The 11,590-nt window shown below is 43.0% G+C and carries 10 protein-coding genes; 7 read left to right on the plus strand and 3 right to left on the minus strand.

Annotation, left to right across the window (positions count from 1 at the left end; all coding sequences use genetic code 11):
- The first annotated feature begins 10 nt into the window (after nt 1-10).
- The 5 genes from KI742_RS05375 (at nt 11) to KI742_RS05395 (ending at nt 6,640) form a co-directional block, all read left to right on the plus strand.
- On the plus strand, nt 11-1,267 hold the full coding sequence (locus tag KI742_RS05375) for an aromatic amino acid transport family protein (protein WP_017820237.1): 1,257 nt from the start codon (nt 11-13) through the stop codon (nt 1,265-1,267).
- Nucleotides 1,268-1,878: 611 nt separating this feature from the next.
- Nucleotides 1,879-3,792 (plus strand): tetratricopeptide repeat-containing diguanylate cyclase, encoded by a 1,914-nt coding sequence (locus KI742_RS05380; protein WP_285384909.1) that lies wholly within the window; start codon nt 1,879-1,881, stop codon nt 3,790-3,792.
- A gap of 10 nt (nt 3,793-3,802) precedes the next feature.
- Complete coding sequence (locus KI742_RS05385) at nt 3,803-4,144, plus strand: hypothetical protein (RefSeq protein ID WP_025767691.1); 342 nt, start codon at nt 3,803-3,805, stop codon at nt 4,142-4,144.
- A gap of 249 nt (nt 4,145-4,393) precedes the next feature.
- Nucleotides 4,394-6,172 (plus strand): S8 family peptidase, encoded by a 1,779-nt coding sequence (locus KI742_RS05390; RefSeq protein ID WP_154203894.1) that lies wholly within the window; start codon nt 4,394-4,396, stop codon nt 6,170-6,172.
- A gap of 12 nt (nt 6,173-6,184) precedes the next feature.
- Nucleotides 6,185-6,640 (plus strand): hypothetical protein, encoded by a 456-nt coding sequence (locus KI742_RS05395; protein ID WP_025767689.1) that lies wholly within the window; start codon nt 6,185-6,187, stop codon nt 6,638-6,640.
- A gap of 146 nt (nt 6,641-6,786) precedes the next feature.
- Here the strand turns inward: KI742_RS05395 and KI742_RS05400 are convergent, their stop codons facing one another.
- The 3 genes from KI742_RS05400 to KI742_RS05410 all read right to left on the minus strand — a co-directional run bounded on the left by KI742_RS05400 (nt 6,787) and on the right by KI742_RS05410 (nt 9,735).
- Nucleotides 6,787-7,716, minus strand: coding sequence for an SRPBCC family protein (locus KI742_RS05400; RefSeq protein ID WP_262902056.1), 930 nt, complete (start codon nt 7,714-7,716; stop codon nt 6,787-6,789).
- A gap of 137 nt (nt 7,717-7,853) precedes the next feature.
- On the minus strand, nt 7,854-9,095 hold the full coding sequence (locus KI742_RS05405) for a HAMP domain-containing sensor histidine kinase (RefSeq protein ID WP_130545585.1): 1,242 nt from the start codon (nt 9,093-9,095) through the stop codon (nt 7,854-7,856).
- Entirely contained in the window at nt 9,067-9,735 is a 669-nt protein-coding gene (locus KI742_RS05410; RefSeq protein ID WP_138940335.1) for a response regulator transcription factor, read from the minus strand. The genes KI742_RS05405 and KI742_RS05410 overlap by 29 nt, the downstream gene beginning before the upstream one ends.
- Before the next feature lie 89 nt (nt 9,736-9,824).
- Here KI742_RS05410 and KI742_RS05415 point away from each other — a divergent pair, with 89 nt between their 5' ends.
- Together KI742_RS05415 and KI742_RS05420 are read left to right on the plus strand one after the other, a co-directional pair.
- Nucleotides 9,825-11,024, plus strand: a complete 1,200-nt coding sequence (locus KI742_RS05415; RefSeq protein WP_285384911.1) for a DUF5666 domain-containing protein — start codon at nt 9,825-9,827, stop codon at nt 11,022-11,024.
- Between the two features lie 149 nt (nt 11,025-11,173).
- Nucleotides 11,174-11,470, plus strand: coding sequence for a hypothetical protein (locus KI742_RS05420; RefSeq protein ID WP_017634219.1), 297 nt, complete (start codon nt 11,174-11,176; stop codon nt 11,468-11,470).
- The last annotated feature ends 120 nt before the right edge of the window (nt 11,471-11,590 follow it).

Below are 11,590 nucleotides of genomic sequence, written 5' to 3' on the forward strand. Positions count from 1 at the left end.
GAGTTTTAAAGTGAAAGAATCTCGAAATGCCTTAAATCCTAGTGAAATAAACACAACCACAGCTTGGTCAAAACATGATACACATTGGGTTCTTAGCCTATTTGGAACAGCCGTTGGCGCAGGCATCCTGTTTCTGCCAATTAACCTTGGGATTGGTGGTTTTTGGCCTTTAGTCGCGATGGCAGTACTTGCTTTTCCAATGACCTATCTTGCGCACCGTGGCTTAGCTCGTTTTGTACTATCTTCTAAGATCAAAAACGCAGACTTCACTGATGTAGTGGAAGAGCACTTCGGCGCAAAAGCAGGTCGTTCTATTTCACTGCTGTATTTTCTTTCGATCTTCCCGATCCTGTTGATATATGGGGTTGGAATAACAAACACAGTAGATAGCTTCATGGTAAATCAGGCTGATATGGCTTCTTTACCTAGACCTTTGCTTTCTGGCGTACTAGTGTTTGCACTAATTGCTATTATGATGGCGGGTGAAAAAGTAATGCTACGGGCCTTTGCCATCATGGTGTTCCCACTTGTTGCCATTCTTGCCTTTCTATCATTTTACTTAATACCGAACTGGACCATGCCTGTCATGGATGTGCCAGAAGCGTCAGCTTTTGCTAGCACTATGTGGTTAGCAGTTCCTGTAGTGATTTTCTCGTTTAGTCACGCAGCTGCAATTTCAAGCTTTGCAAATGTACAACGTCGCCATTACGGTAAGCAGGCAGATGCCAAATCCGAAGTTATTCTTCGTCGCACTAGCATTATGCTGATTGCCTTTGTTCTTATTTTTGTATTTTCCTGTGTACTAACACTGTCACCTGAACAATTGGCTCAAGCAAAAGAACAAAACGTATCCGTATTGTCTTACTTAGCGAACGCAACCGATAATCCATTTATTGCAACACTTGGTCCTTTAGTAGCGTTTGTTGCTATCACTTCATCTTTCCTTGGGCATTTTTTAGGTGCGCGTGAAAGCTTAAATGGTTTAATTAACAAGCATTTTAACCTATCTGAGAAGCGTGTTGATCGTATCAGCGTGGCAGCACTGTTCTTCTCAATCTGGGCGGCCGCGATCATGAACCCAAGTATTCTTGGTATGATGGAAGCATTGTCAGGGCCTGTTATTGCAATGATCTTATTTATTATGCCAATGTTAGCGGTGTATAAAATCGAGGCGATGAAACAATATCGAGGAAATGTCTCTACTTACTTTGTTCTAGCAGCAGGCATTGTGGCGGTAAGTGCATTGATTTTTAGCTTCTTCAGCTAATAACTAAAGACTAGCTTGGATTTTCAGGGGAATACCTTACACAAGGTTAAGGTGATTCCCTGAATTTTCTTACTCTTTAAAAGGTAATCATCGTTACCCTTGACTCTTAAATAAGAGCGAAAACACCCGCAATCATAAGTACTGAAGCGATGCAGGTACGGCCGATAATGCCGAAGTGCGAAGGTTGAATCATTTCATTATGCATAGTTAATCTCCTATTTATTATAAAAGCCATTTTTTATTGGCTTAATAACACTATGTCTAATATCCAGTTTTTTAACAACCCATACAAACATTAAATATTTATGACAGAAACGTAATTTTTTACACTTCGCCCTGATTTTGAGCGATGAATCCGCGGCTTAAATCATTAGATTGAGTCCACCGAATATGCTCGCCTACCTGTCATCGTTACCTTATTCTATACCATCGCCTAATCATTGCATAAGTTTTCAATAGATTTTGTTTTATAAATCATAATATTATAGAGATCCTTCTCGTATCTCACTCCCAAAACACTTTGCCACTGGGAATCCATCCGCACTTAACCAACAAGAAATGGTAGACTTAACTGGTATTCGGTTAAGAGATCACATTTTATTAATACGCTCATGCACTTCTCAATTAAAAAACTGGCTTGCGCACTTTGTACTGCACTTGGACTTTTCTTGCATCCCACCAACGTACTGGCGAGTACCGAAAAGCAAGCTTATCTGGAAGAACACATTTCAGCAGAAAGCAAGCCCATGTTAAAACTCTACTTTCGCTCGATGGGTAAGCCGCGATCAATTCAAAAAGATGAGTTAAATGCGCCACAGAATGCATCAGCGGAGTCTCTTGCTCTGTATTACTTTGCACGAAAGTACCTTAAGCGTTACGAAGGCGTTCCATTACCGAAAGATATGCCCGATTTAATCGAATTCGGTAAAAAGCACCATTTGGAATGGGTCGTCGCTGAAGCACAGCTCAATAAGGCTGTAACAATGATTGAGCAAGACGATAACTGGAACGCAGAATTGTTACTCCATGACGTTGTTTCTACAGCCCGTGATCTTGGTTATCTAGCATTAGAAGGCCGTGCTTACCGCTGGTTAGGCAATCTAGAAGTATCTCGAAATCAACTACGCAGTGGCCTAAAATATTATCGCAATGCCTATGAGTTATTAGAAAAAACAGTATTTGAAATACAAGTCGCGATGACACTGAACAACATTGGGACGGTCTACATCGACGCATCAGATTGGGCTCGGGCCAACAGTTACCTAACGCAAGCTCTCGACACTTACCTAGAGAGCGAATATCAATACGATAATAGCTTTTTTATGGGGGTTATCTACGCAAACCTTAGCATCGTTCACTCGAGCCTCGGAGATAACAAAAAAGCGGAATATTATTTCAATGAAGCCATTCGACTTTCAATGCAAACGGGGTCGGACACAGTCAAGCACCACTCTTTATCCAGCTTTTCACAAATGTTGAGCTCGGTAGGAAAAATTGATGATGCATTAATGGTCGCACAACGTTGCGTAGACCTGCCCATTCCAAAAAATCTAGAAATGCTAAAAACGTCTTGTTACGAGGCATTTGCAGAGGCTTACCTCGCAAACAAACAATACGATAAAGCTATTACAACAGCGCTTAACGTTCTAGAACAAACCAAATCAACCAGTGAATTAGAGCTGCGTCAGCGTATTGATATGCTTTCGGTACTGGTAAACGCTCATCAAATTCTTAATGACTATGAAGCGGCTTTTCATTATTTAACCCAATTAAGAGAGCTAGAGGCTGAGTTTTCTCATCATATTCATGGTGAAGAGATGATTAACATTAAGTTTGACCTCGAAGCTAAGTTAGCCCAGAAAGAACTCAAATTGCTAGAAACAAAAAATGCGCTACAAGCCTCTGAGCTGCGTTCACAGCGCTATCGAGAAATGTTCTACTTTATCGCTATTGCGGCAATTGGAGTCGTTGGTTTTCGTTACGTACTGCGCGTTAGACGTATTAATAAAGCACTCACTCAAGAAAATACTACTGATCCATTAACTCAACTGCATAACCGTCGCTATCTTCACATTTGGTTGGACAAAATGGCTCGTAGAAGCCCAGATAGAACATTTGCCTTAGCCGTTTTAGATGTCGATCATTTTAAAACCTTTAATGATCAATATGGACACGATATTGGCGATAAAATGCTGACTCATATTGCCACGCTATTTAATGAATCCACCCGCTCTGGTGACCTACTCATTCGTTGGGGTGGAGAAGAGTTTGTCCTATTATTCGAAGTACAGCGAGTTGAAGATTGCGCTAAGTTTTTGGAGCGATTGAGATATACTGTTGAAAACACACCATTGGTGGTTGACTCTAAACCATTAAGCGCGACAATTTCCCTTGGAGCAGTGGACAAACTGTCGGCACAAACAATTAAACAAGAATGGGATCAGTGGTTTTTCTTGGCAGACCAAGCTTTGTATGATGCGAAGCAAGCTGGCAGAAACCAGTTCATCATTCACCCTACATCATAAAAAAGCACACATGAAAAAAAATCTAATCATTATTACTTTTGCGCCTCTATTTCTTATGGCGTGCAGTAATCAGCAAGCATCTCAACTGGGAATGCGCAGCAGCAGTGTCAACGTATATGCCCAGCAAATGAGTAACACTCAACTATGTGAAACTCTCTACTACAACCGTGCAACTAACCAAACCAAAGTGGCGATTGGTGCTGAGTTCAATCGACGTGGATTAAACAAAAAGTGGTGTGATAAAGAATTCGATAAGTTGTACATTAAAAAGTGGATTGATAACGTGCTGCCTAAGGAAAAAGCCGAACCCAAGAAACCAATCGCAACTATTCAACCCGCTTCAACTAAATAACCCACCATCTTGAAGCAGACGGTACACTCGTATTTTCTGCTTTTCATTTTTCATGCATGTTCGATGCGACATATAAAAACCTCATGGTTTCAGTAAATTAACAAAGACTTATGTTGTCCATCGAACTTTTAATGTAAACAAGTTGTAAATGGTTTTCGTCCTTATTCTTTGTCGTTAGCTTTGTTTGTTCCTGTTAGCGGAATATGAAACAGGAACTAAAAAATTCCAAACAAAGACATGAGGTCAAAAATGGAAATACGCATTAATCGCCTATTTGCAGCTATGTTGGCAGTAGGCATTGCACCTGCCGTCTCGGCGTTTGATCCACTCTATTCTGAACAATGGCACTTAGACAACACGGGGCAAACTGCGTTTGCGGCTAATCCTGCTGTTGCTGGGAACGACTTAAACACTAAGCTCACTCAGGCAATGGGGATTGCAGGTGTTGGTGTGAAAGTTGCCGTCATTGATTCTGGAGTGCAGATCGATCACCCCGACCTTGCAGGTAATATAGTTATAGGTAGCAGAAACTTCGTCGAAGACTCTTCATTCCCACTAAGTTATCCGGTTGATACTAATGGTCATGGCACTGCTGTAGCCGGTTTGATTAGCGCCGTCGGCAACAACGGTGAAGGCGGACGCGGTGTCGCTTCTCACTCTTCCCTCATTGGTTTTAACTGGTTAGCCAACCAGACATTAGAAGGCTGGTTAATCTCCCATGGCATGGACCCAGCAACACGTGATGTTCGCGTATTTAACCAAAGTTACGGTTTCAGCCCTATAAACCCGATTACTTTTGATGAAAGCGACCCTCAACTAAAACTTGAAATGGACGTGATGAAAAACGTCAGCGAGAGTAACGCCTGGGGTCGAGGTGCTGTATTTGTAAAGTCAGCAGGTAATGGTTACCGTTATTTCAATGCAGGGCGATTCTTCGTATTGCCAAGTAACTTCTTTGCTGGTGGAGACAATCAAGGCTTACCGATGCACAACTCTGCTCAGTCTTATGATAACGCCAATTACTTCAATTTAGTCACTAGTGCACTGCGAGCGGATGGTACGAGAGCGAGTTACTCATCGGTGGGTTCGAACGTGTGGGTTGCAGCACCAGCAGGTGAATATGGGCAAGATTTCCCTGCTATGGTCACCACTGATTTAATGGGTTGTGAAGAAGGGCAAAATACCAGTGAAGGCCTTGGCATTAATGGGTTACACGGCGGAACGGAGCTCGATCCGAACTGTAACTATACCAGTACGATGAACGGAACCTCATCGGCTGCGCCAAACACATCGGGTGCCATCGCGGCAATAATGTCAACCAACCACGCACTTTCTGCTCGTGATGTACGTGCTTTATTAGCGGAGACAGCAAAAGTAACGGATAAAGCGCATCCAGGCGTACAGCTTGAATTTACTAACCATAAAGGCGAACAGGTTAGCTACGAGGCCATTGCCCCTTGGCAGAAAAACGCAGCAGGCGTAGATTTCCATACTTTTTATGGCTTCGGCGCTGTAGATTTAGATGAAGCGATGCAACGTGCTCGTATGACGAATCGTGTTTTACCAGCTCAAGTCATTACACCATGGGTTAATAGCGCTACAGAAGTAAGTGTACCCGATGCAAGTCTAGTTGGTGGTTCTTCAAATATCGCCATTGCCGATGAGCTGACAGTAGAATCCGTTCAAGTGACATTGACATTGGACCACGCTCGTCTGCCCGACTTAGCTATCGAGCTCATTTCGCCATCAGGGACTCGTTCCGTTTTGCAAACACCGCGCAATGGTCTTGTTGGTCAATCTCTTGATCCAACGATTACAGGCTACAAAGATCAATTAATGTTGTCTAACCAATTTTATGGCGAAGATGCAAAAGGCGAATGGACGTTGCGAGCAATAGATACGAACGGCGATGAAGTCTATTCTTACATTGCATATTTCAACTCTTCCACCATCTATGACGTTCCGATGGCAAACAACGCTCAGCCCGGTGTTATTAAGAACTGGTCGATGCGCATATTTGGACACTAAGGAGTCAATAACATGAAATACAAATCATTTTCTATGCTGGCTCTCGTTATCATGACGTCGAGTGTATACGCTGAGCAACAGCTCTCTCAACAACCTGCACCAGAACTGTTTGTGCCATCAGAAGCGGTTGAGATTAATGGCCAAGATTATCGAAAAGTGCAAACTGGCACTGTTAGAACCCTATCTGAAGACGTAAAACTTCAAGCGGGTGATGAGGTGTTTAAGAATGCGTTTAGTAACGTATCCAAAGCCACAGGACTGGTTTATATCACCGTAAACAATCCTAACGAAGCGAAAGCAGTCGCCAAAGAGTTAAAATTAGAAGTTATCTTCGCAGAAGGGGAATCAGCGGTGTTAAAAGCATCTCAAGATCAAGATCTGCTAAGTATTAGCGACTACCTAAACGCAGACAGCCGGGTAAAAGCGTCTAAAATTGAACTAAACAGCGGTAAATACCGTGCACAATAATTCTCTAACAAGAGAAGTTGGCCTGTAAAACCATGCCTCAGCGATTGCTGAGGCATTTTTATGGGTAGGAACAGATACGCTATTATTCTTTAGTAACATTTCGCATAACTAGTATGATACCTAAACACCCTACTCGCCTGCGCCTGTCATTTCTTAAACAAAATAATTTCCGTTCTTAGCTCTTCTTCCGTGGTTTCCTTCGGGCTATTCAGATAGCGTTCGATTCCTAAAGGACTGGTTTTGACTTTCATACCACTCTGACGAACCAAGTTCATCGCTAAAGCCCATGCATTTCCCAAAAACTGATATTCACCTCGGTGTTCAACGACAAATGTTTCACTCTCAGGAATGGTACCGGTAACCGCCCCTTGAGGCGCTGGTACTGAGTTATGAAGAGGAAAGCAAGTGATAAACTCGAATGTACCTTTCTGCATATCCATCGACTGGTAATAACAAAACAATTCACCATTCACGGATAGGGTTTCGTCACTAATTAACTGTTCTAGTTGCTGAACATGCTTCTCAATTACCGAACCTAATTCCTGCAAGCTAGCCACACCCTTGATCCCAATATAATGAATTTGAGGCAACGCTCGGTTACCAATTTCGACTAAGTCTGAATGCACTCGTCCGGTTTCAAGCTTACTTTTAAGCATGCGTAACCCACGTTGATAATCCATCTCTATCATCGACTTAAACATACTTTTCAGAAAGAACAGATACCAAGGGACGCGAGATTGCATTTGCCATTCGACTAAACAGCCATTTTGTGACGGCGTCACGATTAGAGTCACCTTTCCATGGCTCTTGATTGGGCGAAAGAAATGCAGCTCCATATCTAATCGATGCTCTTGAGTACTTTCCAGTACAATCGCGCCAGTCCCAATACGCTGACCATTCCATTGATAACCAGCTCCAACGTGGCCCTGATTATCACTGAATGTCAGCTCGCAGCTTGGTTCAAGAATGATCCATGGTGACCAGCTGGGCCAGTTATTGAAGTTCTTGAGATAGCCAATAATTTCACTTTGATTCTTATTAATTTCAATACTTCGGCTGACCTGATAAGAGAGCATAACGGTTCCTCGAGTTTCCGCTTCACTAACTTCAGTCTAATTCAAATTCCAGTTTTTTCTTGTTTGACTGCGGGTTAGATGCGTACGACAAGAAAAATCCAGAGCGTTAATTCTCACTTGAATCAATACGCGCAAAGCTAAGAGCAGAACTCCACTTTTGCACTAAATCGAACACCATCATCGTCCAGTACTAACGCCCACCCCATCCGTTCACATATTCGTTGTACGATAACAAGCCCACAACCATAACCAGCATTGTACGTCTCGTTGCCATCGTGACGGTTTAGGATCTTAAGCGCATGACCTTTCAACTCAATTTCAATATCTCCCACACTATAGCTAAAGGCGTTTTTAATCAGATTGTTGATAACAATGGTCACAAAACTCTCTGGTGCCTTCACTACACCACTATGTTGTTCGTGCAAAGCGTAGTTCGAATCTTGCTTGGCAAATAAAGGCGCTAGCTCTTCCAACTGTTTTTGTAAACAAGTGAGAAGCTGATGCTCTCCGTAATGCTGAGGCTCTATTTTCTCTTTACCAAGTAAGAGAAACGCTTCTGTCAGTACACGCATCTCGTCACAAGCTGACTGCATCCTCGTGATGGCTTTTTGCGCAACTCGAGGTTGATCAGGAATACGCCTCAGAATGTCTGTTGAGCCTTTAATCACCATGATTGGCGTTCTCAACTCATGCGATGCAAAACGGCTAAATTCTTGTTCTCGTTTGAAATAGCCCGCTATATCGTTCTTATTATCCAGCAAAGTCTGCTCTATCTGGCGTGTTTCGCTGAACTTAGTTTCAACTTGGAAAGCGGGTTGATCCGGTGACATTTGGCTAATTTTGTCTTCAATTTGCGCTAATGGCCGAGACAATATTCGCACCATGTAAATGCCATACCCAACCATAACAAATGAAAACAAACCACCGAGCAGCAGCGTAAACTGATGCAGCGAGCTTTCGTATTCGTCCAAGTAATCATCTGAGTCATCTTGAAACACAATGTACATAAGCCCCTTCCCTGAGGGATGGTTCAATACAACAAAGTGTTTGTCTTCTTCACCAAGCAGGTATTCGTAAAAACCAGGTGAAGTAAAAGAGAGCAACCAATCGGGTGTCGGTGCTTCACTCCAATATGAGTTGAATTCCAATACGTTTGGCAATGGCGCATCCCAGCCCTGTTTCTCGAAATTCTCACTATAAAGCGCAGCTTCAGTATCTAGCCAGTGATGTAAACTCAGCACTTCCAGTTTGTTTTCTGCCACATAAATCAGCGACCAAAAAAGAGTAAACATCACAAAAGTCATGACCCCAAAACCCCAACGGATCTTGCGATAAATGCTTGGATATTCGTTATGCTTTAAGTCGGTAACCTTGTCCATGAATAGTCTCTAATCGTGATTCTTCAAAACCTTTGTCTAGCGCGGTTCTTAAACCGTAAATATGGCTACGAAGTGCATCACTTCCGGGTGGTTCGTCTCCCCACACACTATCGATCACTTCTGTGCGCGAGACCGCTGCTGGAGCACGTTGGAGGAGCAATTTTAAAATTTTAGTTTGAATTCGACTCAGCTTAATTTCTTTGTCTTTTCTCGTTACTTTTCCTGTACGCGCATCTAAACAAATATCTGCAAATTTGAGCGTTCCGACATCTTGTCTTGGACCACGATTAGCCAAAGCATGAACACGCAAACTGAGCTCTTCCATCGCAAATGGCTTCATTAAATAATCATCTCCCCCCGCTTTAAAAGCCGCGATTTTGTCATCTAGCGTATCTTTTGCCGTTAGGAAGAGAATTGGCGTTCCACATAACTTATCTTGTCGAAGCTTCTGTACCGTACTGATGCCATCGAGCTTCGGCATCATGATATCCATGATGATTACATCGTAATGATTTTCCTCGATTAACTTAATCGCAGCCTCTCCATGAAACGCACAATCGATAATCATGCCTTCTAGCTCAAGATAGTCTGCAATCGTCTCCGAGACGTTATGGTTGTCATCTACAATTAAAATTTTCATAAAATCACATTTCTTCACGATCTCTTCACGATATGCCCAATAAGATACAGGCAATTTCCTAAACTCGCTCGTAAATTGAGGTTAATACAATGAAAAAACTCGCTCTTATTTCTGTAGTAGGTTTGGCATTGTCTGGTTGTGGTGGTTCAGGTGGTGGCAGCAATAGCGATAGCACATCAACTCAACCAGCAGTGAAACCAAGTGTAGCGATTGGCTCTGTTGAAGCGGTCAACGCTGAAGAAAGCACGTTAACCGTCAATGGACATACGTATCGTGTGTCTGAGGTGGTTTATGACGACACACAAGTGCAATTGGCCGATGTAAAACCAAAAATGGTGGTTCGCGTGGGGTCAGATATTCGGCAAGCTTCGGACAATGGCGTCCGAGTCACACTTGAACCAACCATTACTGGACGTGTGACAGCGATTGATTATGTGAAGAAAACATTTACGGTAAACGGCGTAGATCTGCAGTTTGACGGTTTAAGTGATGATATAGAGATCAACGACTGGGTGATGGTGTCATCCTTGCCGACTGCGGATGCGGGTTATCGAGTGTTGTCTGTGGTCGAAATCGACGTAGATAACGATTACCCAGCCCTTGGAAGCTACTACGAACTGGAAGGTCGCATTACTAGTACCGATGAAAATGCTGGCACGTTTGAGCTTGGTACAAATATAACCGTATCTTACGACAACATTAGCCAACTTAGCATCGGCCAATGGGTGGAAGTAGAAGGTGAAATGCAAAACGGCATCTTCATGGCAAATGAGGTAGAAGTTGAAGGCTACGACGTCATAAGCAATGACAGCGATGTGGAAGGCATCGTCACTTGGGTTGCAAATGACTACAGTGAGTTCTCACTAAACTACCGAGGTGCATTCTTCATCGATAACGCAACACGATTTGAAGACGGCAGCAAAGCGAACCTAAAACAAGGCCAAGAAGTGGAAGTAACGTCTGTCATGAAAAATGGCAAACGCATCGCTACCGTCATCGAATTTGAGCGGTCGGAGTTTGACAATGACAACCAATGGCGGGGTAAAGAGTTTGAATGTGAAGGCTATATATCAAACTACGATGCTGATTCAAGAGTGTTTGAAATCGAGCATTGTGAGAATGATGCTGATCAAGTACTAAGTAACACCACCGTTGTGATTGATGCGCAAACACGCTTCCAAGGCATTGAAGAACTTAACCTAAATGGTGCTCGTGTCGAAGTCGAAGGTGTGATCATTAACGAGCAAAATATTGCCCGTGAAGTGGAGTTAGACGTTTACGACTACTAATCCCTTCTACGCTTAAGAAAAAGTGTCACTTCGGTGGCACTTTTTCTTTTTACCTTACTTTGCTTCCCAAGCTCAAACCAACAAATTCTCAGCCAAAGCCTTTTCTCTCCGTTACACTTTACCTATGTTTCACAACATTGGTGACAACTATGAAAAAACGCAACCTCATTTTGTTAATCTTGTTTTTTGGTTCAGCCACGAGCTTAGCTAGCGTGATGGATCCTGACTGCGATGCAGAAAAGGCAGCTAAAGCCGCTGCGACAAAAGCCGTGGTTGGTGTTGGGGGTCGCTGTACGCCTAAAGAGGCACTGAAAGATACCGCAGTTGATGCAGGAAAAGACAAATTGCCAGATGAAGGGATGGCGGGTAAAGCTGTTGATGCAATGACACCGGAAAAAGAGAAGAAAACGGTGAAAGACGTAACCAAAAAGCTCAATAAAGATTGATACGCTTTCTTGTAGTTAACTTTAATAGCGAAAATCCCCCCCCCCCCCCAAAAAAAAGAGCGCCGATTGACGCTCTTTCCGAACTCTAATAGATAACCAATTATGCGGTCTCTGCTTCAC

Origin of the sequence: Vibrio sp. D417a (genome assembly GCF_030248595.1) — a bacterium.
Taxonomy (GTDB): domain Bacteria; phylum Pseudomonadota; class Gammaproteobacteria; order Enterobacterales; family Vibrionaceae; genus Vibrio; species Vibrio alginolyticus.

Coding starts and splice junctions, on each gene's coding strand:
- KI742_RS05380 (WP_285384909.1), top strand. CDS start 1,879: ATGCACTTCTCAATTAAAAAACTGGCTTGCGCACTTTGTACTGCACTT.
- KI742_RS05395 (WP_025767689.1), top strand. CDS start 6,185: ATGAAATACAAATCATTTTCTATGCTGGCTCTCGTTATCATGACGTCG.
- KI742_RS05385 (WP_025767691.1), top strand. CDS start 3,803: ATGAAAAAAAATCTAATCATTATTACTTTTGCGCCTCTATTTCTTATG.
- KI742_RS05405 (WP_130545585.1), bottom strand. CDS start 9,095: ATGGACAAGGTTACCGACTTAAAGCATAACGAATATCCAAGCATTTAT.
- KI742_RS05415 (WP_285384911.1), top strand. CDS start 9,825: ATGAAAAAACTCGCTCTTATTTCTGTAGTAGGTTTGGCATTGTCTGGT.
- KI742_RS05400 (WP_262902056.1), bottom strand. CDS start 7,716: ATGCTCTCTTATCAGGTCAGCCGAAGTATTGAAATTAATAAGAATCAA.
- KI742_RS05410 (WP_138940335.1), bottom strand. CDS start 9,735: ATGAAAATTTTAATTGTAGATGACAACCATAACGTCTCGGAGACGATT.
- KI742_RS05420 (WP_017634219.1), top strand. CDS start 11,174: ATGAAAAAACGCAACCTCATTTTGTTAATCTTGTTTTTTGGTTCAGCC.
- KI742_RS05390 (WP_154203894.1), top strand. CDS start 4,394: ATGGAAATACGCATTAATCGCCTATTTGCAGCTATGTTGGCAGTAGGC.